Annotated in this window: 26 protein-coding genes and 1 pseudogene; 6 read left to right on the top strand and 21 right to left on the bottom strand. The window is 71.9% G+C overall.

Going from position 1 to position 22,762, the window contains the following annotated elements; translation table 11 throughout:
- Positions 1 to 804 (top strand): CoA ester lyase, encoded by an 804-nt coding sequence (locus ACIOHC_RS34040; RefSeq protein WP_365690298.1) that lies wholly within the window; start codon positions 1 to 3, stop codon positions 802 to 804.
- Between the two features lie 102 nt (positions 805 to 906).
- On the opposite strand, the gene lgt is transcribed toward ACIOHC_RS34040, so the two are convergent.
- The 11 genes from lgt to hisI form a co-directional block, all read right to left on the bottom strand.
- Positions 907 to 1,932 carry a prolipoprotein diacylglyceryl transferase gene (gene lgt, locus ACIOHC_RS34035; RefSeq protein ID WP_351086877.1) on the bottom strand — a complete coding sequence of 342 codons (1,026 nt, stop codon included), beginning with the start codon at positions 1,930 to 1,932 and terminating at the stop codon, positions 907 to 909.
- Positions 1,933 to 2,032: 100 nt separating this feature from the next.
- The gene (locus ACIOHC_RS34030) at positions 2,033 to 2,854 is read right to left on the bottom strand and encodes a thioredoxin domain-containing protein (RefSeq protein WP_351086875.1); all 822 of its coding nucleotides are present in this window, start codon (positions 2,852 to 2,854) and stop codon (positions 2,033 to 2,035) included.
- Between the two features lie 74 nt (positions 2,855 to 2,928).
- Complete coding sequence (gene trpA, locus ACIOHC_RS34025) at positions 2,929 to 3,741, bottom strand: tryptophan synthase subunit alpha (protein WP_351086873.1); 813 nt, start codon at positions 3,739 to 3,741, stop codon at positions 2,929 to 2,931.
- Positions 3,738 to 5,009: a tryptophan synthase subunit beta gene (gene trpB / locus ACIOHC_RS34020; RefSeq protein WP_401845312.1), complete on the bottom strand. Its 1,272-nt coding sequence runs from the start codon at positions 5,007 to 5,009 to the stop codon at positions 3,738 to 3,740. Before trpB ends, trpA begins: the two co-directional genes overlap by 4 nt.
- Before the next feature lie 136 nt (positions 5,010 to 5,145).
- Positions 5,146 to 5,364 carry a tryptophan biosynthesis modulator TrpM gene (gene trpM / locus ACIOHC_RS34015; protein WP_351086869.1) on the bottom strand — a complete coding sequence of 73 codons (219 nt, stop codon included), beginning with the start codon at positions 5,362 to 5,364 and terminating at the stop codon, positions 5,146 to 5,148.
- A gap of 8 nt (positions 5,365 to 5,372) precedes the next feature.
- On the bottom strand, positions 5,373 to 6,182 hold the full coding sequence (gene trpC / locus ACIOHC_RS34010; RefSeq protein ID WP_351086867.1) for an indole-3-glycerol phosphate synthase TrpC: 810 nt from the start codon (positions 6,180 to 6,182) through the stop codon (positions 5,373 to 5,375).
- Positions 6,183 to 6,297: 115 nt separating this feature from the next.
- On the bottom strand, positions 6,298 to 6,834 hold the full coding sequence (locus ACIOHC_RS34005; protein WP_389637258.1) for a DUF2752 domain-containing protein: 537 nt from the start codon (positions 6,832 to 6,834) through the stop codon (positions 6,298 to 6,300).
- 87 nt (positions 6,835 to 6,921) lie between these two features.
- Positions 6,922 to 7,170, bottom strand: a complete 249-nt coding sequence (locus ACIOHC_RS34000; protein WP_351086865.1) for an HGxxPAAW family protein — start codon at positions 7,168 to 7,170, stop codon at positions 6,922 to 6,924.
- Between the two features lie 127 nt (positions 7,171 to 7,297).
- Complete coding sequence (locus ACIOHC_RS33995; RefSeq protein WP_351086863.1) at positions 7,298 to 7,954, bottom strand: TIGR02234 family membrane protein; 657 nt, start codon at positions 7,952 to 7,954, stop codon at positions 7,298 to 7,300.
- 17 nt (positions 7,955 to 7,971) lie between these two features.
- On the bottom strand, positions 7,972 to 9,462 hold the full coding sequence (locus ACIOHC_RS33990) for an anthranilate synthase component I (protein ID WP_351086861.1): 1,491 nt from the start codon (positions 9,460 to 9,462) through the stop codon (positions 7,972 to 7,974).
- 11 nt (positions 9,463 to 9,473) lie between these two features.
- Positions 9,474 to 9,857: a phosphoribosyl-AMP cyclohydrolase gene (gene hisI, locus ACIOHC_RS33985; protein WP_342286399.1), complete on the bottom strand. Its 384-nt coding sequence runs from the start codon at positions 9,855 to 9,857 to the stop codon at positions 9,474 to 9,476.
- 84 nt (positions 9,858 to 9,941) lie between these two features.
- Between hisI and ACIOHC_RS33980 the strand changes: the two genes are divergently transcribed.
- A complete protein-coding gene (locus ACIOHC_RS33980) occupies positions 9,942 to 10,574 on the top strand; it encodes a TIGR03085 family metal-binding protein (RefSeq protein ID WP_351086859.1) in 633 nt (210 codons plus the stop codon).
- A 22-nt stretch (positions 10,575 to 10,596) separates the two neighbouring features.
- Here ACIOHC_RS33980 and ACIOHC_RS33975 read toward each other — a convergent pair.
- From ACIOHC_RS33975 to hisD, 10 genes and pseudogenes are all read right to left on the bottom strand, one after another.
- Positions 10,597 to 11,835 (bottom strand): annotated as a pseudogene (locus ACIOHC_RS33975) (MFS transporter); the annotation flags it as partial.
- Between the two features lie 26 nt (positions 11,836 to 11,861).
- On the bottom strand, positions 11,862 to 12,449 hold the full coding sequence (locus ACIOHC_RS33970) for an ArsR/SmtB family transcription factor (protein ID WP_389637263.1): 588 nt from the start codon (positions 12,447 to 12,449) through the stop codon (positions 11,862 to 11,864).
- 176 nt (positions 12,450 to 12,625) lie between these two features.
- The gene (gene hisF, locus ACIOHC_RS33965; protein ID WP_351086621.1) at positions 12,626 to 13,381 is read right to left on the bottom strand and encodes an imidazole glycerol phosphate synthase subunit HisF; all 756 of its coding nucleotides are present in this window, start codon (positions 13,379 to 13,381) and stop codon (positions 12,626 to 12,628) included.
- Entirely contained in the window at positions 13,378 to 13,776 is a 399-nt protein-coding gene (locus ACIOHC_RS33960; RefSeq protein ID WP_351086619.1) for a RidA family protein, read from the bottom strand. The genes hisF and ACIOHC_RS33960 overlap by 4 nt, the downstream gene beginning before the upstream one ends.
- A complete protein-coding gene (gene priA / locus ACIOHC_RS33955) occupies positions 13,773 to 14,498 on the bottom strand; it encodes a bifunctional 1-(5-phosphoribosyl)-5-((5-phosphoribosylamino)methylideneamino)imidazole-4-carboxamide isomerase/phosphoribosylanthranilate isomerase PriA (protein ID WP_351086617.1) in 726 nt (241 codons plus the stop codon). Before priA ends, ACIOHC_RS33960 begins: the two co-directional genes overlap by 4 nt.
- Positions 14,498 to 15,139: an imidazole glycerol phosphate synthase subunit HisH gene (gene hisH, locus ACIOHC_RS33950; protein ID WP_401845307.1), complete on the bottom strand. Its 642-nt coding sequence runs from the start codon at positions 15,137 to 15,139 to the stop codon at positions 14,498 to 14,500. The genes priA and hisH overlap by 1 nt, the downstream gene beginning before the upstream one ends.
- 10 nt (positions 15,140 to 15,149) lie before the next feature.
- On the bottom strand, positions 15,150 to 15,317 hold the full coding sequence (locus ACIOHC_RS33945; protein WP_351086613.1) for a hypothetical protein: 168 nt from the start codon (positions 15,315 to 15,317) through the stop codon (positions 15,150 to 15,152).
- Positions 15,314 to 15,916, bottom strand: coding sequence for an imidazoleglycerol-phosphate dehydratase HisB (hisB, locus tag ACIOHC_RS33940; RefSeq protein WP_351086611.1), 603 nt, complete (start codon positions 15,914 to 15,916; stop codon positions 15,314 to 15,316). The genes ACIOHC_RS33945 and hisB overlap by 4 nt, the downstream gene beginning before the upstream one ends.
- Positions 15,913 to 17,061, bottom strand: a complete 1,149-nt coding sequence (locus ACIOHC_RS33935; protein WP_376218527.1) for a histidinol-phosphate transaminase — start codon at positions 17,059 to 17,061, stop codon at positions 15,913 to 15,915. Before ACIOHC_RS33935 ends, hisB begins: the two co-directional genes overlap by 4 nt.
- The gene (hisD, locus tag ACIOHC_RS33930; RefSeq protein WP_365690217.1) at positions 17,058 to 18,380 is read right to left on the bottom strand and encodes a histidinol dehydrogenase; all 1,323 of its coding nucleotides are present in this window, start codon (positions 18,378 to 18,380) and stop codon (positions 17,058 to 17,060) included. Before hisD ends, ACIOHC_RS33935 begins: the two co-directional genes overlap by 4 nt.
- Before the next feature lie 150 nt (positions 18,381 to 18,530).
- On the opposite strand from hisD, the gene ACIOHC_RS33925 reads away from it, so the two are divergent.
- The 4 genes from ACIOHC_RS33925 to ybaK all read left to right on the top strand — a co-directional run bounded on the left by ACIOHC_RS33925 (position 18,531) and on the right by ybaK (position 22,729).
- Positions 18,531 to 20,132, top strand: a complete 1,602-nt coding sequence (locus tag ACIOHC_RS33925) for an oxidoreductase (protein WP_351086605.1) — start codon at positions 18,531 to 18,533, stop codon at positions 20,130 to 20,132.
- Positions 20,133 to 20,410: 278 nt separating this feature from the next.
- Entirely contained in the window at positions 20,411 to 21,448 is a 1,038-nt protein-coding gene (locus ACIOHC_RS33920) for a hypothetical protein (RefSeq protein ID WP_351086627.1), read from the top strand.
- A 5-nt stretch (positions 21,449 to 21,453) separates the two neighbouring features.
- Positions 21,454 to 22,197: an LON peptidase substrate-binding domain-containing protein gene (locus ACIOHC_RS33915; protein WP_351086603.1), complete on the top strand. Its 744-nt coding sequence runs from the start codon at positions 21,454 to 21,456 to the stop codon at positions 22,195 to 22,197.
- Between the two features lie 28 nt (positions 22,198 to 22,225).
- Positions 22,226 to 22,729, top strand: coding sequence for a Cys-tRNA(Pro) deacylase (gene ybaK / locus ACIOHC_RS33910; protein ID WP_351086601.1), 504 nt, complete (start codon positions 22,226 to 22,228; stop codon positions 22,727 to 22,729).
- The last annotated feature ends 33 nt before the right edge of the window (positions 22,730 to 22,762 follow it).

Below are 22,762 nucleotides of genomic sequence, written 5' to 3'. Positions count from 1 at the left end.
ATGGTCCCCCTCACCTTCCTGTACGTGCCCGGGGACCGGCCCGAAGTGGTGCGCAAGGCACGCGACGCGGGCGCGGACGTGGTGATCGTCGATCTGGAGGACGCGGTCGCACCGGACCGCAAGGAGTACGCGCGGTCGGCCACCGCCGAGCTGCTGTCCGAGCCGGTGTCGGACACCGCCGTGCCGATCCATGTCCGGGTCCACACCGAGGCGGATGTCGTCGCCCTGACCGGATTGCCGGGGCTCGCCGAATTCCGGCTGCCGAAGATCACGCACGCGGCCACAGTCCACCACATCGCGGCCGTGGCGCCGGGGGTCGCGCTCTGTCCGCTGCTGGAATCGGCGCTCGGCATCGAGCACGCCTACACGGTCGCCTCCGCCCATCCCCAGGTGCGCTCCATCGCCCTGGGCGAGGCCGACCTCCGGGCCGATCTGGGGGTACGGGACGATGCCGGGCTCGACTGGTCGCGCAGCCGGGTCGTCGTCGCCGCCCGCGCGGCCGGACTCGTGCCACCCGCCCAGTCGGTGTTCACGGACGTGCGGGACCTGGACGGCCTGTGGGCGTCCTGCACGCGCGGCCGGGCGCTGGGCTTCCTGGGCCGGGCGGCGATCCATCCCCGCCAGCTCCCGGTCATCGAGCGCGCGTTCCGCCCGACGGCGCGGGAGGTCGAGGCGGCGGTCGAGATCGTGGAGGCGGCCGTGACGGACGAGGGCGCGCTGGCCCTGCCGGACGGCCGGTTCGTCGACGCGGCGGTGGTGGCCTCGGCCCGCCGCACGCTGGCGCTGGCCGTGCGGCCGGGGTGACGGGCCGGGGGATCCGCTGCGGGCCCGCCCGTCCGGCGGCGAGGACACGTGTGGGGCCCCGAACCAGGCGGTTCGGGGCCCCACACGTGACGAACGTACGGCTCAGCCGTTCTTCGCCGCCTCCGCGGCGCCGTTCTTCTCCGGCGCCTTCGCGGCACTGTCATCGGGATCGTCGGCACGCTCGGCAGTGTTCGTCCCAGGACCCGTGTCCGTGTCGGACGCGACCGCTCCGTCCGCGTGACCCGGGGCGTCGCCGTCCTTCATGGCATCGGCGCCCTCGCCGTCCTTCGTGGCTTCGCCGTCCTCGGCGTCCACCGCGTCCGGCTCCACGACCTCCTCGCGCCCCGGACGCACCTTCGCCGAGATCACCATGTACACGACCGCCAGCAGGAACACGATCCCCGCGGTCCACACATTGAGGCGTACGCCCAGGATGTGGTGGGCCTCGTCGACCCGCATGTACTCGATCCAGCCGCGTCCCGCGCAGTACGCGGCGACGTACAGCGCGAACGCCCGGCCGTGACCGAGCTTGAAGCGGCGGTCCGCCCAGATCACCAGCAGGGCGACGCCGATGCACCACAGCGACTCGTACAGGAACGTCGGGTGGTACGTACCCGCGACCCTGTTGGGGCCCTCGCTGATCTTCAGCGCCCACGGCACATCGGTCGGCTTGCCGTACAGCTCCTGGTTGAACCAGTTGCCCCAGCGGCCGCAGGCCTGGGCCAGCGCGATACCGGGGGCGAGCGCGTCGGCCCAGGCCGGCAGCGGGATCCCGCGGCGGCGGCAGCCGATCCAGGCACCGACGGCGCCGAGCGCGATCGCGCCCCAGATGCCGAGGCCGCCCTGCCAGATCTTGAAGGCGTCGACCCAGTTCTCACCGTCGCTGAAGTACAGCTGGTAGTCGGTGATGACGTGGTAGAGCCGTCCGCCGACGAGGCCGAAGGGCACCGCCCAGACGGCGATGTCGGCGACGGTGCCGGCTCTGCCGCCCCGGGCGATCCAGCGCTTGTTGCCGAACCAGACGGCGACGAAGACGCCGATGATGATGCAGAACGCGTAGCCGCGGAGCGGGATCGGGCCGAGATCGATCACGCCGGTCGACGGACTGGGAATGTAGGCAAGGTCCATGGCAGGGTCGACGCTACCTTGCCGGGTGGGGCCCACGGCAACCCACCCGACAACGTATGGGTAACAGGCCGGTCATGGATTCACCCTGCCGGACCAACGCTCAGGAGTGCGACGGCGCCGGTGTGACCGCGCCCGGCTTCTTGCCCTTGTTGGCCTCGGCGACCCACTTCTTCAGGTTCGCCGCGGTGAGCGGTTCGTTCCCCTTCTTCGGGAAGATCGATTCACCGTTGAGCAGCGCGGCCGGCGTGCCCTGGAATCCGCCGTTCTGGAACGCCGTGTTGGATTTCCGGACCCAGCCGTCGTGCTTGCCGTCGTCCACGCAGCTGCGGAAGGCGGGGGTGTCGAGTCCGGGGACCTTCCCGGAGAGCTCGATCAGCTTGGCGTTGTCGCCGAAGGCGTCGTCGGTCTCCTGCGGCTGGTTGCGGTAGAGGACGTCGTGGTAGGCGGAGAACTTGCCCGCGCCCTGCGCGCAGGCCGCCGCGTTGGCCGCCCGCAGCGAGCCGCTGCCGCCGAGATTGCCGTCGATGAGCGTGGCGAGGTGGTACTCGACCTTGATCTGTCCGGTGCTCTCCAGCTGATGGATGGTGTCCCGGAACACGTTCTCGAACTGGGCGCAGACCGGACAGCGGAAGTCCTCCCAGACGGTGAGCGTGGACGGGGCGTCGTCCGAGCCGACCTGGATGGCCAGGCCGTCCTTGCCGGTCGCACCGGACGGTGCGACGACGGGGCCCGCCGTGCTGCTCTTTTTGCCGCCCGTGTTCGCGGCGATCACGCCGACGACGGCGGCCAGCGCCAGCACACCCACCACGGCGCCGCCGACGATCAGCGCGCGCCTGCGGCGCTCGTGCGCCTTCTCGCGCTCACGCTTCTGGACGAGCCGGTCTCGCGCGGCCCTTTTTCCCTGTTCGTTCTTCTCGCTCACACCCGCAGCAACGAACCGGGGAGGCACGCGCGTGCCTCCCCGGTCCAGGTCCACCCGTTTGGATTACACCCGATTCAGCGCTTTCGAACGCCTTCGGCGAGTTCGCCCGCCAGGGAGCGGACCGCGGCCAGGCCGCTCTCCTCGTCGGGAGCGTCCAGCATGCTCTTGACGAAGGCGGAGCCGACGATCACCCCGTCGGCGAAACCGGCGACCTCGGCGGCCTGCCGGGCATTGGAGACGCCGAGGCCGACGCAGACCGGGAGGGACGTGGTGGCCCGGGTGCGCCCGACCAGCTCCTGGGCCTGCTCGCCGACCGACTCACGGGTGCCGGTGACCCCCATCAGCGAGGCCGCGTAGACGAAGCCGGAGCCGGCCGCGGTGATGGTGGCGAGGCGCTCGTCCCTGCTGCTCGGCGCGACGACGAAGACGGTCGCGAGACCGTGCTTGTCGGCGTGCTCGCGCCACAGCTCGGACTCCTGGACCGGCAGGTCGGGCAGGATGCATCCGGCACCACCCGCCTCGGCGAGTTCGGCGGTGAAGCGCTCGACGCCGTACCGGTCGATCGGGTTCCAGTACGTCATGACGAGGATCGGGACGCCCGTCGCCTCGTACGCCTCGCGGACCGTGCGCATCACGTCGGCGATCTTCACGCCGCCCCGCAGGGCGATGTCGTCGGCGGTCTGGATGACCGGTCCGTCGAGCACCGGGTCGCTGTGCGGCAGCCCCACCTCGACGACGTCCGCGCCGCCCGCCACGACCGCCTTCACGGCGGCGATCGCGCCGTCGACGGTCGGGAAGCCGGCCGGCAGGTACGCGATGAGCGCGGCCCTGTTCTCCGCCTTGGCCCGCGCCAGGGAGGAACTCAGCAGTTCCACATTGCCGCTCACTTGGTGACCTCCTCTTCCCCATCGGCCACATCGGCCTCGACGACCCCGTCGTACAGCCCGAAGTAGCGGGCCGCCGTGTCCATGTCCTTGTCGCCGCGGCCGGACAGATTGACCACGAGCAGTCCGTCCTTGCCGAGCTCCTTCCCGACCTCCAGGGCCCCGGCCAGCGCGTGGGCGCTCTCGATGGCCGGGATGATCCCCTCGGTACGGGAGAGGAGGCGCAGCGACTGCATGGCGGCGTCGTCGGTGACCGCACGGTACTCGCCGCGGCCGATGTCCTTGAGGTACGCGTGCTCCGGGCCGATGCCCGGGTAGTCGAGACCGGCCGAGATGGAGTACGGCTCGGTGATCTGGCCCTCGTCGTCCTGGAGGACGTAGCTGCGCGAGCCGTGCAGGATGCCGGGCTCGCCCGCCGTCAGGGTGGCCGCGTGCTCGCCGGTCTCCACCCCGTGCCCGGCGGGCTCGCAGCCGATCAGCCGGACATGGGCGTCCGGGATGAAGGCGTGGAAGAGTCCGATGGCGTTGGAGCCGCCGCCGACGCAGGCGATGGCGGCGTCCGGCAGCCGACCGGTCCGCTCCAGGATCTGGCGGCGGGCCTCGACTCCGATGACGCGGTGGAAGTCGCGGACCATGGCGGGGAAGGGGTGCGGTCCCGCGACGGTGCCGAAGAGGTAGTGCGTGTGGTCCACATTGGCGACCCAGTCGCGGAACGCCTCGTTGATGGCGTCCTTCAGCGTCCTGGAGCCGGACTTCACGGCGATGACCTCGGCGCCCAGCATCCGCATGCGCGCCACGTTCAGCGCCTGCCGCTCCGTGTCGATCTCACCCATGTAGATGGTGCATTCGAGGCCGAAGAGCGCACAGGCGGTCGCGGTGGCGACACCGTGCTGTCCGGCACCGGTCTCGGCGATGACCCGGGTCTTGCCCATGCGCCTGGTGAGCAGCGCCTGGCCCAGCACGTTGTTGATCTTGTGCGAGCCGGTGTGGTTCAGGTCCTCGCGCTTGAGGAAGATCCGGGCACCGCCCGCGTGCTCGGCGAAGCGCGGGACCTCGGTCAGCGCGCTGGGGCGGCCGGTGTAGTTGATCATGAGCTCGTTGAGCTCGGCGGCGAAGGCCGGGTCGGCCTTCGCCTTGTCGTACTCGACGGCGACCTCGTCCACGGCGGCGACGAGCGCCTCCGGGATGAACTTGCCGCCGAACGCTCCGAAGTAGCCTTCGGCGCTGGGGATCAGACCCTCCGGGTCCGGGATGAAGAAGTCAGATGACATCCGACGTGCTCCTCGACATCGCAATGGGTGGGTTCACCGTATGCGCCGTGAGCGAAGCGCCACCGCGACCGGAAACGGTCGGGCGGTGCGGTCGTACGTACGACAGGAGTGGTGCGGGTACGTCGGCCGGGGCTCGCTACAGCGCGGACCCCGTGCGCCATCGCATGCCGTTGACCTGGCCGGGCTCGTCGCCGATCACGTACCGCACGCGCCGGCCGTGCACCCGGCGCGCGGGGGCGCGGCAGCCGCGGGGGCGGCAGCCGCGCGCCAGCGGCGCGTGCGGGTCCCGGGCAGCCGTCACCACGGCCAGGCGCAGGCGCGGCGGGGTGCGGAGCACGGGACGATCGGCGGACATGGTGCGGGTCAGCCCCGCCCGTGGCGGAGCGCCGGGTGGGCGCCCGCGGCGACCAGGTCGGCGACGGCGGCCCTCGGGTCGCGGCCGGTGACCAGGGACTCGCCCACGAGCACCGCGTCGGCGCCCGCGTTGGCGTACGCGATCAGGTCGTGCGGACCGCGGACGCCGGACTCCGCGACCTTGACGATGTGGTCGGGGATCTCGGGGGCGACGCGCTCGAAGGTGGAGCGGTCGACCTTGAGGTCCTTCAGATTGCGGGCGTTGACACCGATGACCTTCGCCCCGGCGTCCACGGCGCGCTCCGCCTCCTCCTCGTCGTGCACCTCGACCAGCGGCGTCAGACCGATGGACTCGGCGCGCTCGATCAGGGAGACCAGGGCCTCCTGGTCGAGGGCGGCGACGATCAGCAGGGCGAGGTCGGCACCGTGGGCGCGGGCCTCCCAGAGCTGGTAGGAGGTGACGATGAAGTCCTTGCGCAGGACCGGGATGTCGACCTTGGCGCGGACGGCCTCCAGGTCGGCGAGCGAACCGCCGAAGCGGCGCCCCTCCGTGAGCACCGAAATGACGGACGCGCCGCCCGCCTCGTAGTCCGCGGCGAGCGCGGCCGGGTCGGCGATGGCGGCGAGAGCCCCCTTGGAGGGGCTGGAGCGCTTGACCTCGCAGATGACGGTCACGCCCTCGCCACGCAGGGCGGCGGCTCCGTCCTTGGCCGCGGGAGCGCGCGCCGCGCGTTCCTTCAGCTCGTCGAGGCTGACACGCGCCTGCCGCTCTGCGAGGTCGGCGCGTACGCCGTCGATGATCTCGTCGAGCACACTCACGCGAGCGGCCCCCTTCCGGGACGGTGATGAGGGAACAGGATCAGCCATGTCAATGCTATCCGCAGGAGGGCGAAGGGCTCGAATCCAGTCGGCGAATGTCCCACTACCTGGGCATTCAAGGCGCCAGCGCCGATCCGAACGGAAGATTCCGGACGACTGAGAAGATCAGCAGCACGGCCCCGATCCCCCACCAGACGACGGGTTTCGCGGCGATGGTCATGGGCCTTCCCCGGGCGGCGCGGGCCGTCCAGACCGCCCAGAGGACGGCGAAGACCCCGTAGCCGACGACGGCGAGCGCGTTGGAGCCGAGGGCGGCGGCGATGTCGCCGTGAGCGACGGCGTGGGCACTGCGCAGCCCGCCGCACCCCGGGCAGTACAGACCGGTGAACCGCAGCAGCGGGCAGACCGGGTAGTGGCCCGGCTGATTGGGGTCGACGGCGCCGACGTACCCGAAGGCGCCGATGACCGCGGCCATGACCCCCGCCGGGACGGCGAGCCGCCGGATCCGTGAGGCGGGCACCGGGGCCGGAGGGAAGACGGGCGGGGACGGCCGGCCGGACGTCGGCGGCTGTCCGGACATCGGCGGGGGGCCGGAGGCGGGCCGGGGGCCCGGCGCCGACGGCGCTGCGGCTGGGGTAGGCGATGCGTCCACTCGGTGATTGTCCCCGCTGACGCGTAGAGGCGCAGCCCGGTCGGGCTGCGCCTCGCACACGCAGGGGGTGTCGCGTTGCCGCGTGCGTCAGGAGATCTGGGCCTGCGCGGCGCGAGCCCTGGCCCGGGCCATCTCCTCGGACTCCTTCGGCATGCCGAGGCCCGCCGCCTTCATCGCCATGCCGACGATCCCGCCGAGGAAGACGACGGCGATACCGGCCCAGAAGCCGATCGGGTTGGCCGCGACCAGGAAGACGCCCGCGACGCAGAAGCCGATGAAGGAGATGATGACACCGGTCCAGGCGGCCGGGGTGTGTCCGTGGCTGCTGCCCGCCATGAGTTGCTCCTTGTTGGTGATGCACTGTTGGTATCGCTGTACGCAAAGCTGGTGCCGCTGTTGGTGCCGCTGTGCAGAAAGCTCGGCTTCATTGTCCCGTACGCGCGGGTACGGCGTGAGCCGGGGGTCATGCCTCGTGCGTCGGGTCCTCACCGCGGTCCAGGGCCTTCCACAGGTCCTCGGGCCGGTCCGGGTCCGGGGCGGTGCGGGCGGCCTTGCGGGGGCGGGGGGTGCCGTCCCGTTCGTACCGTCCCGACATGGTGGGCCAGAGCTTCCCGTACCGCAGGGCGAGCAGTCCGGCGAGGAGGATCAGCAGGCCGCCGGCCGCGGTGACGTAGGGCCACGCGGTGTAGCTGAGGGCACCGATGGTCGCCGCGGTGTCGCCGGTGGTCTGCGCGGCCTTCTCGTCGAGCGCCGAGCTGTCGGAGGCGCCGAGGCAGGCGCTCAGTCCGGCACCGAGGCCGCTGAGGGCGAGGAGCCCCGCGACGATCAGCCGCCCGCTGTTGCGGACGGCGAAGACGGCGACGAGGGCGGCCAGGCCGACGATGGCCAGGGCCGCCGGAAGACCGGTGACGTCCTGACCGTCGGCGGCCAGCGGCAGGGAGCCGCCGCCGACGGCCGCCCGGCCCTCGGCCCAGGTCTGGCCGGAGGCGAGCAGGACGACGGTGGCACCGGCCGCGCCGAGGAGCAGTCCGGCGGCCAGGCTGCGGCGGCTTCCCGTGGCGTCGGCGGTGGCCGCTCGGGCACGGGGCTGGGGTACGGGAACAGCACTCACATACCCCACTATCCCCTACCGCCTCGTCAGCCGTGGAGCCGGTTGGCCGTATGCACCGCGCGGAGCACCGCGGCGGCCTTGTTGCGGCACTCGGTGTCCTCGGCGACCGGGTCGGAGTCGGCGACGACCCCCGCTCCGGCCTGGACGTACGCCGTGCCGTCGCGGAGCAGGGCGGTCCTGATCGCGATGGCGGTGTCGGAGTCCCCGGCGAAGTCGAGGTAGCCGACGCAGCCTCCGTACAGTCCGCGGCGGGTCGGTTCGAGCTCCTCGATGATCTGCATCGCACGGGGTTTGGGGGCGCCGGAGAGGGTGCCCGCGGGGAAGCAGGCGGTGAGGACGTCGAAGGCGGTGCGGCCCTCGGCGACCCGGCCGGTGACGGTGGAGACGATGTGCATCACGTGCGAGTACCGCTCGATCGACATGAAGTCGACCACCTCGACGCTGCCGGGTTCGCAGACCCGCCCGAGGTCGTTGCGGCCGAGGTCGACGAGCATCAGGTGCTCGGCGCGCTCCTTCGGGTCGGCGAGGAGTTCGTCGGCGAGGGCCTGGTCCTCCTGCGGGGTGGCGCCGCGGTGCCTGGTTCCGGCGATCGGGTGGACCATCGCACGTCCGTCCTCGACCTTGACGAGGGCTTCCGGGCTGGAGCCCGCGACGTCGAAGCCGTCGAAGCGGAAGAGGTACATGTACGGCGACGGGTTGGTGGCGCGCAGCACCCGGTAGACGTCCAACGCGCTTGCCGTGCAGGGGGTTTCGAAGCGCTGGGAGGGAACGACCTGGAAGGCCTCGCCGGCCCTGATGCGCTCCTTCACGTCCTCGACGGCGTCCTGGTACGCCGTGCCGCCCCACAGAGCGGTGTACGGGGGGAGCTCGGACGGCGGCAGGGCGGCGGGGCTGTTCTCGACAGGCCGCGAGAGGTCCCGCTCCATGGCGTCGAGACGGGCGACGGCGTCCGCGTACGCCTCGTCGACGCCGGTCGCGAGGTCGTTGTGGTTGATCGCGTTGGCGATCAGGAGGACGCTGCCGTCCCAGTGGTCGAGCACGGCCAGGTCCGAGGTGAGGAGCATCGTCAGCTCGGGGAGGTGCAGGTCGTCCTCCGCGCTGTCGCCGATCTTCTCCAGGCGGCGCACGATGTCGTAGCCCAGATAGCCGACCATGCCGCCGGTGAACGGGGGCAGCCCGTCGTCGACGACCAGGTCGTGCGGGGTGTGCAGGGTCTCGATGGTGGCGCGCAGGGCCTGCAGCGGGTCACCGTCGACGGGGACCCCGACGGGCGGGGTGCCCAGCCAGTGGGCCTGCCCGTCGCGCGCGGTGAGGGTCGCGGCGCTGCGTACCCCGATGAAGGAGTAGCGCGACCAGCTGCGGCCGTTCTCCGCGGATTCCAGGAGGAAGGTGCCGGTGCGCTCGCCCGCGAGTTTGCGGTAGAGGCCGACGGGGGTGTCGCCGTCCGCGAGGAGCCGGCGGCTGACAGGGATGACGCGCCGTTCGACGGCCAGCTTGCGGAAGGTATCGAGATCCATGGCGGCCGACCCTACTGGGCGAGCGGGAGGACGTCGGCGTCGAAGCAGGTGCGGTCGCCGGTGTGGCAGGCGGCACCCGTCTGGTCGACCCTGACGAGGACGGTGTCGGCGTCGCAGTCGAGGGCGACGGACTTGACCTGCTGGACGTGGCCCGAGGTGTCGCCCTTGACCCAGTACTCCTGACGGCTGCGGGACCAGTAGGTGCAGCGGCCGGTGGTGAGGGTGCGGTGCAGCGCCTCGTCGTCCATCCAGCCGAGCATCAGCACCTCGCCGGTGTCGTACTGCTGGGCGATGGCCGGGACGAGCCCGTCGGCGCCGCGCTTGAGGCGGGCGGCGATGGCCGGGTCGAGGTTGCCGGACGGCGGCGGGGTGCTGGGCGTGGGCGCGCTGGTCATGCGCCCATTGTGCCGTGGTCGCGGGAGCGGTTCCGTGCGGCGTCCACTGGGCGGACCGCGTGCGACGGTCGTACGCTGGCGAGCATGTCGACCCATGCGAAGCGCGAACGACTTCTGCTCGCCGACCTGTTGGAGGCGGCGGGACCGGAGGCCCCGACTCTGTGCCGGGGCTGGACGACCAGGGACCTCGCCGCCCATGTGGTGGTCCGCGAGCGCCGGCCGGACGCGGCGGGAGGCGCGCTGCTGGGCGTGCTGAAGAACCGCCTCGAACGGGTGCAGGCGGAGTACACGGCGAAGCCGTACGAGGAGCTGATCCAGCTGATCCGTACCGGTCCGCCGCGGATGTCCCCGTTCGGTCTGAAGCAGATCGACGAGGCCGCCAACACCGTCGAGTTCTACGTCCACGCGGAAGATGTGCGCCGGGCACAGCCGGACTGGTCGCGGCGGGAGCTGGACCCGGTCTTCGCCGATGTGCTGTGGTCCCGCGCGGAGCGGACGGCCCGGCTGCTGGGCCGCAAGTCCCCGGTGGGGCTGGTGCTGCGCCGCCCGGACGGCCAGACGGCGGTGGCGCACAAGGGCACCCCGGTCGTGACGGTCACCGGCGAGCCGGGCGAGCTGCTGCTCTTCGTGTTCGGCCGGCAGGACGCGGCGACGGTGGGGCTGGAGGGCGACACGGAGGCGGTGGCCCGGCTGCACACGGCCGAACTGGGCATGTAGCGCGTACGGGGACGGGTCGGCCCGGGAGTTCCGCGCGGCGCAACCGGGTGAAGGTCAGAGCGGCCACCGCCCCCGCCGCGCACACCGCGGCGCTGGCGACGAAGACCGGGCCCGTCCCCCAGGCGGCGACAGCGGCTCCCGTGACCGGGTAGCCGAGCGGTGCGATCGCGTGGGTGAAGAGCGTCGACACCGAGGTGACCCGGCCCAGATAGGCGGGTTCGGTGACCGTCTGGATCAGGGCGCCGCACAGGGAGCCCCCGAGGCCGGCGAAGAGCCCGATGCCGACGGCGACGGCGACGGCGGGGCCCAGCGAGGGCGTGTAGGCCAGGGCCGCTATGGCGACCGCGCCGATCAGCACCATCAGGCACATCACGAGCCCGGCCCGCGGGACCCGGCCGCGCACCGCGAGCACCAGGGCCGACGCACCGGCGCCGATCCCGAACGCGGCGACGATCCAGCCCATGCCGGAGGCGCCCCAGCCGCGCTCGCGGGCGAGCAGGATCAGCCCGAGGTTGAGCGGCCCCGCGAAGCCCAGTTCGCTGAGGGCGACGGCGAGCATCAGCGGTCCGAGCACCGGGTGACGGCGGATGTGGCGCAGCCCGTCCACCAGTTCGTGCCAGGCGGTGCCGGACGGTTCGGCGGTCTCCCGGGCGGGCAGTGGGCCGACCCGCAGGGACAGGAGCAGCGGCAGGGACAACGCGAAGAGCATGCCGGCCGCGGCGAACGCGAGGGTCGGGCCGCCGCCGGCCACCGCGACCCCGCCGAGCGGGGCTCCGACGACGTTGGCGGCCCGGGAGGCGAGTCCGCGCAGCCCCTGGACGCGGGCGAGCTGTCCGGCGGCGGTGATCCGGGGTGGCAGGGCGCCGACGGCGGGCAGGAAGAGGGCGTCCACCACACCGAAGACGAGCGCGACGGCGATCAGCATCCACACGGCGGGCGAGGTGAGCAGCAGAGTGCCCGCCAGACCCAGCACGACCAGGCAGCGGGCGGCGTCACTGCCGATGACGACGCGGCGCGGGCCGATCCGGTCGGCGAGCACTCCCCCGCCGAGCATCAGCAGGGCCCTGGGTATGGAGCCGACGGCGAGGACGAGTCCGGCCTGGGTGGCGCTGCCGCTGCGGGCGGCGGCCCAGGCGAGGGCCATGTAGTAGACGCTGTCGCCGATCATCGAGGCGGCGTAGGCGCCGAGCCAGCGCAGGACGTTGCCGTCGCGGTGGGCGGGGCGTTCGGGGGCTTGCGCGGTCGTGCCGGTGACGGTCATGAAGGTCGTCCTCCCGGGACGGCGGGTCAGGTGCGGAACGGGAAGGTGTACAGGTGCACGGCGACGTTCTCGCGGCCTTCCGTGTCTCCGGCCTCGTCGCGGGCACGGCCGAGTTGTTCGTACCGGTCGATCAGTTCGTGCACCTCGCGGCTGAGCGCGGTGAGCTCCTCGGCGGTGAGCCGGGCCAGGTACTCGGAGCCGGAGGCGGCGCCGCGCCACTCCTGCGGCCAGCTCTGGGCCGAGTCGAGGTAGCGGCGGTACAGCTCGCTGCGCTGGTCGAAGGAGAGCCGGCCGACCGCGGCGTGCGTGGCGGCCTTCTCGGGTGCGTCGCTGAAGTCCTCCTCGTGGAAGGACAGTCCCTTGGAAGCGGGCTGCCACCAGCGCTCCCGGCCGTCCCTGCCCTGCTGCTCGGCCTCCTCGATCAGGCCGTGGTCGGCGAGTTTGCGCAGGTGGTAGCTGACCAGCGAGACGGCCTCGTCGACCTGCTCGGCGAGCTGGGAGGCGGTGGCCTTACGGGAGATGTAGAGCGCCCGGTACAGCTTCATCCGCAGGGGGTGCCCGAACGCCTTCAAGGTCTCCAGATCCGAGATCCGGCGCGATTCATTGCTTGCCATGCCGCACACGCTAGATAGAAAAGAAAACTTGCGCAATCTTTATTGCACAATAAATGTTGTGGGATTCCGGGGGTGGCGGTGGTGGTGCCTCGATCGGCGAGCAGACGGTCCCGGAACGACGATCGCCGGACGGAGCCGATTTCTCGGCTCCGTCCGGCGATCGACGGGTGCGGCGGTCAGCGGACCGGGTGTCCGGCCTCCCTGAGCGCGCCCTTGACCTCGGAGATCCGCAGATCGCCGAAGTGGAAGACGGACGCGGCGAGTACCGCGTCGGCCCCCGCCGCGATGGCCGGCGCGAAGTCCGCGAGCCGGCCCGCGCCGCCGGAGGCGATGACGGGGACGGTCACGTGCTCCCGGACCGCCGCGATCATCTCGGTGTCGTAGCCGTCCTTGGTGCCGTCGGCGTCCATCGAGTTGAGCAGGATCTCGCCCGCGCCCAGCTCGGCGGCCCGGTGCGCCCATTCGACGGCGTCGATGCCGGTGCCCCTGCGGCCACCGTGCGTGGTGACCTCGAAGGTGCCCGTCGGCGTGCGCCGGGCGTCCACCGAGAGCACCAGGACCTGGCGGCCGAAGCGCTCGGCGATCTCCCGGATCAGGTCCGGGCGGGCGATGGCCGCGGTGTTGACACCGACCTTGTCCGCACCGGCCCGCAGCAACGTGTCGACGTCGTCGGCGGTCCGGACGCCGCCGCCGACCGTGAGCGGGATGAAGACCTGCTCGGCGGTGCGGCGCACCACGTCGTAGGTGGTCTCCCGGTCACCGCTGGACGCGGTGATGTCGAGGAAGGTCAGCTCGTCGGCGCCCTCGGCGTCGTACAGCTTCGCCATCTCGACGGGATCGCCCGCGTCGCGCAGGTTCTGGAAGTTGACGCCCTTGACGACCCGGCCGTTGTCGACGTCCAGGCACGGGATGACGCGCACCGCGAGGCTCACCGCGCACCTCCCCGGTACGCCTCGACCTCGACCTCGACGACCAGGCTCGGGTCCACCAGACCGGACACGATGATCATCGACGCGGCGGGGCGGACGTCGTCGAAGAGCTCCTTGTGGGCACGGCCGACCTCGTCCACGTCCCGGGCGTGCGTGACGTACATCCGGGTGCGGACGACGTCCTCCCGGCCCAGACCGAGCTGCTTCAGCGCGTCGAAGGCGACCTTGAAGGAGGTGACGGTCTGCTCGTACGGGCCGCCCGCGGAGATCTGCCCGTTCTCCACCGCCGTGCAGCCGGCCACCAGGACGAGGCCGTTCGGCAGCTCGACCGCGCGGGAGTAGCCGAACCTCTCCTCCCAGGGGGCGCCGGAGGAGATGCGGTTGACGGAGTCGCTCATCCGGAGACCACCTGCAGCGCTTCTTCGAGGGTGAACGCCTTGGCGTACAGCGCCTTGCCGACGATCGCGCCCTCGACGCCGTCCGGGACGAGCGAGGAGATGGCCCGCAGGTCGTCCAGCGAGGAGACGCCGCCGGAGGCGACGACGGGCTTGTCGGTGGCGGCGCAGACGTTCTTCAGGAGTTCCAGGTTGGGCCCCTGGAGCGTGCCGTCCTTGGCGATGTCGGTGACGACGTAGCGGGCGCAGCCCTCGGAGTCGAGGCGGGCGAGTGTCTCGTAGAGGTCGCCGCCGTCGCGGGTCCAGCCGCGGCCGCGCAGCGTCGTGCCGCGGACGTCGAGGCCGACGGCGATCTTGTCACCGTGCTCGGCGATGACCTCGGCGACCCACTCCGGGGCCTCCAGGGCGGCGGTGCCGAGATTGACCCGGCGGCAGCCGGTGGCGAGGGCGGCGGCGAGCGAGGCGTCGTCGCGGATGCCGCCGGAGAGCTCGACCTTGATGTCCATGGCGCCGGCCACCTCGGCGATCAGCGCACGGTTGTCCCCGGTGCCGAAGGCGGCGTCCAGGTCGACGAGGTGCAGCCACTCGGCCCCGGCACGCTGCCAGGCGAGGGCGGCCTCCAGCGGGGAACCGTAGGAGGTCTCGGAGCCGGACTCGCCGTGGACGAGGCGGACGGCCTGGCCGTCGCGGACGTCGACGGCGGGGAGCAGTTCAAGCTTCGGCATTACAGCGTCTCGATCCAGTTGGTCAGCAGCTGGGCGCCGGCATCGCCGGACTTCTCGGGGTGGAACTGGGTGGCCCACAGGGCGCCGTTCTCCACGGCGGCGACGAACGGCTCGCCGTGGGTGGCCCAGGTGACCCGGGGCGCACGGATCTTGGCGTTGGTGACCTCCAGGCTCCAGTCGTGCACGGCGTAGGAGTGCACGAAGTAGAACCGGGCCTCGAGGTCGAGACCCGCGAAGAGCTGGGAGTCCTCGGGGGACCGCACGGTGTTCCAGCCCATGTGCGGGACGATCGGGGCCTTCAGCGGGGCGACGGTGCCGGGCCATTCGTCCAGCCCCGCCGTCTCCACGCCGTGCTCGATGCCCCGCTCGAAGAGGATCTGCATACCGACACAGATGCCCATGACGGGGCGACCGCCGGAGAGCCTGCGGCCGATGATCCATTCGCCGCGGGCCTTCTTCAGCCCGCCCATACAGGCGGAGAACGCGCCGACGCCGGGCACCAGCAGCCCGTCGGCGTTCATCGCCTTCTCGTAGTCGCGGGTGATCTCGACGTCCGCGCCGACGTGGGCGAGGGCCCGCTCGGCGGAGCGGACGTTGCCGAAGCCGTAGTCGAAGACGACGACCTTCTTGTTGTCGCTCACAGCTCGTTCCTCAGTCCCAGAGTCCCTGGATCCGCAGAATGCCTGCCACCAGGCACATCACGGAGGCGATGGAGAGCAGGACGACGACGCCCTTGGGCATGCCCTGCTTCGCGAAGGAGTAGACGCCGCCGGCCAGGAAGAGGCCGACGACGATCAGGATGGTGTTGAGGCCGGTCACAGCGCGCCCTTCGTGGAGGGGAGTATCCCGGCGGCGCGCGGATCGTGCTCGCTGGCGTAGCGCAGGGCGCGGGCGAGCGCCTTGAACTGGCACTCCACGATGTGGTGGGCGTTGCGCCCGTACGGCACGTGGACGTGCAGGGCGATCTGGGCCTGGGCGACGAAGGACTCCAGGATGTGCCGGGTCATCGTCGTGTCGTACGCGCCGATCATGGGCGCCATGTTCTCGGGCTCGGTGTGCACCAGGTACGGGCGGCCGGAGAGGTCGACGGTGACCTGGGCGAGCGACTCGTCCAGCGGGACGGTGCAGTTGCCGAAGCGGTAGATGCCGACCTTGTCGCCGAGGGCCTGCTTGAACGCGGCTCCGAGCGCGAGGGCGGTGTCCTCGATGGTGTGGTGCGAGTCGATGTGCAGGTCGCCGTCGGTCTTGACCGTGAGGTCGAAGAGCCCGTGCCGGCCGAGCTGGTCGAGCATGTGGTCGTAGAAACCGACCCCGGTCGACACATCCACCTTGCCGGTGCCGTCGAGGTTCATCTCGACGAGCACCGAGGTTTCCTTGGTGGTGCGTTCGACTCTTCCTACGCGGGCCGCGCGAGTCATGCGTCGTGCTCCTTCTTGGCGATCTCATTTACAAGCGTGCGTGCCGCATCGAGGAACGCGTCGTTCTCTGCCGGGGTGCCCGCGGAGACCCGCAGCCATCCCGGTACGCCGTTGTCCCGGACCAGGACGCCCTGGTCGAGGATCCGCTGCCAGGCGGCGTGGCTGTCGGCGAAGCGGCCGAACTGGACGAAGTTGGCGTCCGAGTCGGTGACGTCGTACCCGAGCGCGCGCAGCTCCGTGACGATCCGGTCGCGCTCGCGCTTCAGCTGGGCGACGTATCCGAGCAGCGTATCGGTGTGCTCCAGGGCGGCGAGCGCGGTGGCCTGGGTGACCGAGGACAGGTGGTACGGCAGCCGCACCAGCTGGACCGCGTCGACGACGGCCGGGTCGGCGGCGAGGTAGCCGAGGCGCAGTCCGGCGGCGCCGAACGCCTTCGACATGGTCCGCGAGAGCACCATGGTCGGCCGGCCCTCGATCAGCGGGAGCAGCGAGGCGTGGTGGCTGAACTCGCCGTACGCCTCGTCGACGACGACCATCGACGGTCCGGCCGCCTGGGCCGCGTCGTACAGCGCGAGAACGGTCTCGGCGTCGACGGCGGTGCCGGTGGGGTTGTTGGGCGAGGTGATGAAGACGACATCGGGCCGGTGCTCGGCGATGACCTTCCGGGCCGCGTCGACGTCGATGGTGAAGTCCTCGTTGCGCGGCCCGGAGATCCAGCCGGTGCCGGTGCCCCGGGCGATGAGGGCGTGCATGGAGTACGAGGGCTCGAAGCCGATCGCGGTGCGGCCGGGGCCGCCGAAGGTCTGCAGCAGCTGCTGGAGCACCTCGTTGGAGCCGTTGGCCGCCCAGACGTTGGCGAGAGCGACCTCGTACCCGGCGGTGCGGCTGAGGTAGCGGGCCAGTTCCGTGCGGAGCTCGACGGCGTCCCGGTCGGGGTAGCGGTTGAGGTCACGGGCGGCCTCGCGGACGCGCTCGGCGATCCGCTCGACGAGCGCCTCGGGCAGCGGGTACGGGTTCTCGTTGGTGTTCAGTCGCACGGGTACGTCGAGCTGCGGCGCCCCGTACGGGGACTTGCCGCGCAGTTCGTCGCGGATCGGGAGATCGTCGATGCGCGTGGTCGTGCGAGGGGTGTTGCTGTGCGTCACTGCTGCGGAACCTCTCCGCCGAACCTGGCCTTGAGCGCGGCGCCGTGGGCGGGGAGGTCCTCCGCCTCGGCGAGGGTCACGACATGGTGGGTGACCTCGGCGAGCGCGTCACGCGTGTAGTCGACGATGTGGATGCCGCGCAGGAAGGACTGCACCGACAGGCCCGAGGAGTGGCAGGCGCAGCCGCCGGTGGGCAGGACGTGGTTGGAGCCGGCGCAGTAGTCGCCGAGCGAGACGGGGGCCCACGGGCCGACGAAGACCGCCCCGGCGTTGCGCACCCGGTCGGCGAGCGCGGCGGCGTCGGCGGTCTGGATCTCCAGGTGCTCGGCGGCGTACGCGTCGACGACCTTGAGGCCGTCCTCCAGGTCGTTGACCAGGACGATCGCGGACTGGCGGCCGGCCAGTGCGGGCTCGATCCGGTCGGTGACGTGCTTGGTCGCGGCGACCTGGGGCTTCAGCTCGGCCTCGGTGGCGGCGGCCAGTTCCTCGGAGTCGGTGACCAGGACGGCGGCGGCCATCGGGTCGTGCTCGGCCTGGCTGATCAGGTCGGCGGCGACGTGCACCGGGTCGGCGGTGGAGTCGGCGAGGATCGCGATCTCGGTGGGGCCCGCCTCGGCGTCGATGCCGATCCGGCCCTTGAGGAGACGCTTGGCGGCGGCGACATAGATGTTGCCGGGGCCGGTGACGAGGTTCACCGGAAGACATTCGGCCGTTCCGTACGCGAACATCGCGACGGCCTGGGCGCCGCCGGCCGCGTACACCTCGTCGACGCCGAGCAGGGCGCAGGCGGCGAGGATGGTGGGGTGCGGCAGACCGCCGAAGTCCTTCTGCGGCGGCGAGGCCACGGCGATGCCCTCGACGCCCGCCTCCTGGGCCGGAACGACGTTCATGACGACGGACGACGGGTAGACGGAGCGCCCGCCCGGCACGTACAGCCCGACGCGCTCGACCGGCACCCACTTCTCGGTGACGGTGCCGCCGGGGACGACCTGGGTGGTGTGCGTGGTGCGGCGCTGCTCGCCGTGGACGAGGCGGGCGCGGCGGATCGACTCCTCCAGCGCGGCCCGCACGGCGGGATCGAGCCGCTCCAGCGCCTCGGTGAGCGCCGCGGCCGGAACACGGACCGATTCGATCCGTACGCCGTCGAGCTTCTCCCCCCACTCGATCACTGCCGCCGAGCCACGATGGCGTACGTCCTCGCAGATGGGCCGCACCGTCTCCAGGGCGGCTTCCACGTCGAACTCGGCACGGGGCAGCAGGTCGCGCAGGGCTCCACCCTCGGGGAGGGCGTTGCCGCGCAGATCGATTCGAGAGATCACACCGCAATTCTCGCAGACCGCCTACGGCGTCCGGTCGCCCGTATCACTGGCTGATACGTGCCCCGGGCGTCACTCCTGACCAATAGCGTTCACTTCGTCACCCAGAGGGAACACCAGAGGGAAGAAAGGCTCCGAGCGGAAGGGGCACCCGTGACCGAACCGTACGACGGCGATTTTCCGGACGGTCTCAGCGCGGCCGAGCTGGGCATGTGGCAGGCCTTCAGGAACGGCAGCACCTACGATCTGCGCGCCCGCGACCCGGCGCAGGACGATCCGTTCGCCCCGCGTGTCTGGGGACCCGAACGCAGTGTGGACGGGCGCGTCGTCGCCCGGCTGCTGCTGTCCGGTCCTCCGCCGCGGCCCGGCCGGGTCGCCGCGCTGAAGCTCCGGGGCGTGCGGATCACGGGAACACTGGATCTGGCGGGCGGGCGCGTCGCGCCGTACGTCGAGCTGACCGGCTGCCGCTTCGAGAGCGAGGTGGTGCTGCCCGAATGCCACTTCACGACGTTGCGGATCGTCGGCTGCGCGATGCCGCGGCTGGAGGCGGCGCGGCTGCGCACCGAGGGAGATCTGCATCTGCCGCGCTGCCGCGTCGCTCACGGCATCCGGCTCACCGACGCCCAGATCGGCACCGATCTGCTGATCAACCAGATCGAGATCGGCCCCGACCGCAACGGGCGCGCCCTGGCCGCCGACGGGCTGGCGGTCGCCCAGGACCTGCAGGCGGAACTGGTCGAGGCGCGCGGCGAGCTGAGTCTGCGCGGGGCGAAGGTCGGCGGTTCGCTGAGTCTGCGCGGCAGCCGGCTGCGCGGCAGGGAGGGGCGGCGCGCGCTGAACGCCCCGCAGCTGACGGTGGAGCGCACGCTGTACATGAGCGAGGCGTGGGTGAGCATCGACACCGGGAACCAGGGCACCACTCCCCCGTACGGGATCGTCATGGCCCCGACCCCGGCGCGCGGTACGCGTTCGCAGTTCTTCGAGTGCCGCGGCGGGGTGCGTCTGGACGACGGCCGGTTCGGCGATGCGGTCGATCTGCACAAGGCACGGTTCGTACTGGCCCGGCACGAGGAGCTGTCGCTGCGCCGGATCGTCACTCCGGAGCTGCGCTTCAACGCGGAGCGGCCGGAGGAGGGCCGGGTCGTCCTGAACGGCGCGAGGGTCGTCACGCTGATCGACGTGTCGACGAGCTGGCCGGGGCCCGGCGGGCTGGCGATGGGCGGTTTCGTGTACGAGAGCCTCGTCCCGTACGGGCACTTCCCGCTCTCCCGGCGCCTGGAGTGGGTGGCGGCGGCGACCCCGGAGTACGTACCCGAGCCGTACGAACGCCTCGCGACGGTGCTGCGCAGCTGTGGTGAGGACGCGGACGCCCGCGAGGTGCTGCTGGCCAAGCAGCGGCGGCGGCGCGAGACGCTGCCGCCCGCCGCGAAGCTCTGGGGCTTCCTGCAGGACTGGACGGTGGCGTACGGCTACCGGCCGGGGCGGGCCGCGGTGTGGATGGCGGTGCTGTGGGCGGCGGGCACGCTGGCCTTCTCCCGGCACGTCCCGGCGGCGATCAAACAGGATGAGCATCCGGAGTGGAACCCGGCGCTGTACGCCCTCGACCTGCTGGTGCCGGTGATCAACCTCGGCCAGGACGGTTACTGGCGGATGGAGGGCGGCTGGCAGTGGGTGGCGGCGGTGCTCGTCGTGCTGGGCTGGATACTGGCCACGACGGTCGCGGCCGGCGCTTCACGGCTGCTGCGCCGCGGCTGAGCGGAATCCGGCCACGAAGGGGCGGACCGACGAGCACAGGGCGACCGTCCGAGCGGACCGTCGCCCTTGCGCGGGCACCGTCACGACGGCCGGGTGCCCAGGGCCTCTCGTTCGGATCAGCCCGGTCCCATGTGCGGGCAGCCCACGCCGGAGCATCAAGAACAAGCCAGATTCCGCACTTTCCTTTACTTTTTATTGACCAGGCCCGGTACAACCCATTCACTCGGCACCAACTCTTCACAGTGCCCCTCTGGCGCCGCCCCGACCAGCGCTTTTCAATGGTCTGCACCATGCCTTTCCTTCGTGTTCTGCTCCGTACCGCGCGCACGATCCGGCGCTCCCCCCAGGGGTTCGCCGGGCTGCCGCCGGACGACGCGGTGCTGCTCGACGCCCCCGACGAGCGACTCTCCCCGGCGCTCGTCGCCGCCGCCCTCGGCGAGTACGAACCGGCCGCGAAACTCCTCGCCACCACCCGGGACGGCGCCGAGTGGGAGAACCGGGACCGCTACCTCAGCCGGCTCGTGACCTTCGCCCGCAACCGCGACGCCTGGCTGACCGACTGGCTCGCCGCCGCGCCGCACGACCCGGACGCGCTGCTCGTCAAGGCCGAACTGGCGGTCCGCCGGGCCTGGGAGTCACCGGTGCGGGCCGAGCAGCTGCGCGAGCTGGGACCGCTGATCACCGCGGCGGCCGACGCCGATCCGCGCGATCCGGTGCCCTGGCGGCTCGCGCTCGACCACGCGCGCGGCACCCACGCCACGCACACCACCTTCGAGGCGCTGTGGGAGCAGGCGATCCAGCGCTCCTCGCACCACTACGGCTGCCATGTCGCGGCCCTGCGGTACCTCTCCGCCGCCTGGTACGGCTCGCACCGCGAGTGCTTCGACTTCGCCGAGCGGGCCGCCGAGGACTCGTTGCCCGGCTCGCTGGTCCAGGCGCTGCCACTGCGGGCCGCATTCGCCGTGCTGGTCGAGGGACCGGCCGTACGGACCAGCTCGGTGCAGGAGGAACGGATCGACGCCGCGGCGGACCTGGCGATCACCCTGTCCGCCTCGTTCGCACCGGGCGATCCCTGGCCGGCCGAGACCCGCAACCTGCTGGCGTTCGTGCTGGTCGCCAGGGGCCGCTGGGACGAGGCGCTGGAACAGTTCCGGCAGATCGGACCGCATGCGGCCTCGTTCCCGTGGTCGTCGGTCTCCGACGACCCGCTCGGCCGGTTCCTCGACACGAGGGACGACGCGCGGCGCCGGGCGGCCTGTGCGACGCCCTCGTCGGGCCGGGCCGACCACAGCGGACCACACGGCCATTACGCTTGACCGTTGTGACCACCGCTCGCCTGCCTCTGTTTCCGCTGAACGCGGTGCTGTTCCCTGGCCTCGTGCTGCCGCTGAACGTCTTCGAGGAGCGTTATCGCGCCATGATGCGCGAGCTGCTGAAGACCGCCGACGACGAGCCCCGCCGCTTCGCCGTGGTCGCGATCCGCGACGGCCGTGAGACCGCCCCGACGGACACCGGGATGCCGGCCGTGACGCACACCCGCGCCGAGCGCGGTCCCGCCGACGGCTTCGGCCCGGATCCGGTCCAGACCTTCCACCGGGTCGGCTGCATCGCCGACGCGGCGAAGATCCGGGAACGGCCGGACGGCAGCTTCGAGGTCCTCGCGACCGGCACCACCCGGGTCAAGCTGCTCTCCGTCGACGCGAGCGGCCCCTATCTGACGGCCGAGCTCGAAGAGCTGGACGAGAAGCCCGGCGAGGAGGCCGGCGCGCTCGCGGAGGGTGTCCTGCGGGCCTTCCGCGCCTACCAGAAGCGGCTGGCCGGGGCGAGCGAACGGTCGCTGACGACGGGAGCGGACCTTCCCGACGACCCGTCCGTCGTCTCCTACCTGGTCGCGGCGGCGGCCGTGCTCGACATTCCGTCGAAGCAGCGGCTGCTCCAGGCACCCGACACCGCGACCCGGCTGCGCGAGGAACTGACGCTGCTGCGCTCCGAGACCGCCGTCATCCGGCATCTGCCGTCCCTGCCGGCGGTGGACCTGACCCGTGCCCCGACCCACCCCAACTGACTGACGACCGACCCGAGGATCCTTCCCCGTGGCGAAGAAGCCGAAGAAGCAGCAACAATCCGGCGGCACCCCGGCGACGGTCGCACTGACCGCGGCCGGCACGGCGTTCACCGTCCACGCCTACGAGCACGACCCGGCCTCGGCCTCCTACGGCGAGGAGGCCGCCGAGGCACTGGGCGTCTCCCCCGACCGGGTCTTCAAGACCCTGGTCGCGGATGTCGACGGCACCCTCACCGTCGCGGTCGTCCCGGTGGCCGGTTCTCTGGATCTCAAGGCACTGGCGTCGGCGGTCGGCGGCAAGCGGGCCACGATGGCCGACCCGGCAGCGGCGGAACGCACCACCGGGTACGTGCGGGGCGGCATCTCCCCCCTGGGTCAGCGCAAGCGGCTGCGTACGGTGCTGGACGCCTCGGCGCGGTCCCATCCGACCATCTGCGTCTCGGCGGGCCGCCGCGGCCTGGAGGTCGAGCTGGCCCCCACGGATCTGGCCGCGCTCACGGGAGCTTTGTTCGCGGAGATCGGCCGGGAGTAGGGGGCGGGTGGGACGGCCTCCGCGGCCGCCCTC

Origin of the sequence: Streptomyces sp. NPDC088252, from assembly GCF_044740965.1 — a bacterium.
Classification (GTDB): domain Bacteria; phylum Actinomycetota; class Actinomycetes; order Streptomycetales; family Streptomycetaceae; genus Streptomyces.
Note: the sequence above shows the minus strand (reverse complement) of the source record. Positions and strands in the feature narration are given on the sequence as shown.

Excerpts from the sequence above, each read along its gene's own strand:
- trpM (WP_351086869.1), bottom strand. The coding sequence starts at position 5,364 with ATGTCCGCCGATCGTCCCGTGCTCCGCACCCCGCCGCGCCTGCGCCTG.
- priA (WP_351086617.1), bottom strand. The coding sequence starts at position 14,498 with ATGCCGAAGCTTGAACTGCTCCCCGCCGTCGACGTCCGCGACGGCCAG.
- ACIOHC_RS33920 (WP_351086627.1), top strand. The coding sequence starts at position 20,411 with ATGGTCTGCACCATGCCTTTCCTTCGTGTTCTGCTCCGTACCGCGCGC.
- lgt (WP_351086877.1), bottom strand. The coding sequence starts at position 1,932 with ATGGACCTTGCCTACATTCCCAGTCCGTCGACCGGCGTGATCGATCTC.
- ACIOHC_RS33990 (WP_351086861.1), bottom strand. The coding sequence starts at position 9,462 with ATGGATCTCGATACCTTCCGCAAGCTGGCCGTCGAACGGCGCGTCATC.
- hisI (WP_342286399.1), bottom strand. The coding sequence starts at position 9,857 with ATGACCAGCGCGCCCACGCCCAGCACCCCGCCGCCGTCCGGCAACCTC.
- ACIOHC_RS33960 (WP_351086619.1), bottom strand. The coding sequence starts at position 13,776 with ATGAGCGACTCCGTCAACCGCATCTCCTCCGGCGCCCCCTGGGAGGAG.
- ACIOHC_RS33970 (WP_389637263.1), bottom strand. The coding sequence starts at position 12,449 with ATGGCAAGCAATGAATCGCGCCGGATCTCGGATCTGGAGACCTTGAAG.
- trpB (WP_401845312.1), bottom strand. The coding sequence starts at position 5,009 with ATGTCATCTGACTTCTTCATCCCGGACCCGGAGGGTCTGATCCCCAGC.
- ACIOHC_RS34000 (WP_351086865.1), bottom strand. The coding sequence starts at position 7,170 with ATGGCGGGCAGCAGCCACGGACACACCCCGGCCGCCTGGACCGGTGTC.
- hisB (WP_351086611.1), bottom strand. The coding sequence starts at position 15,916 with ATGACTCGCGCGGCCCGCGTAGGAAGAGTCGAACGCACCACCAAGGAA.
- ACIOHC_RS34040 (WP_365690298.1), top strand. The coding sequence starts at position 1 with ATGGTCCCCCTCACCTTCCTGTACGTGCCCGGGGACCGGCCCGAAGTG.
- ACIOHC_RS33980 (WP_351086859.1), top strand. The coding sequence starts at position 9,942 with ATGTCGACCCATGCGAAGCGCGAACGACTTCTGCTCGCCGACCTGTTG.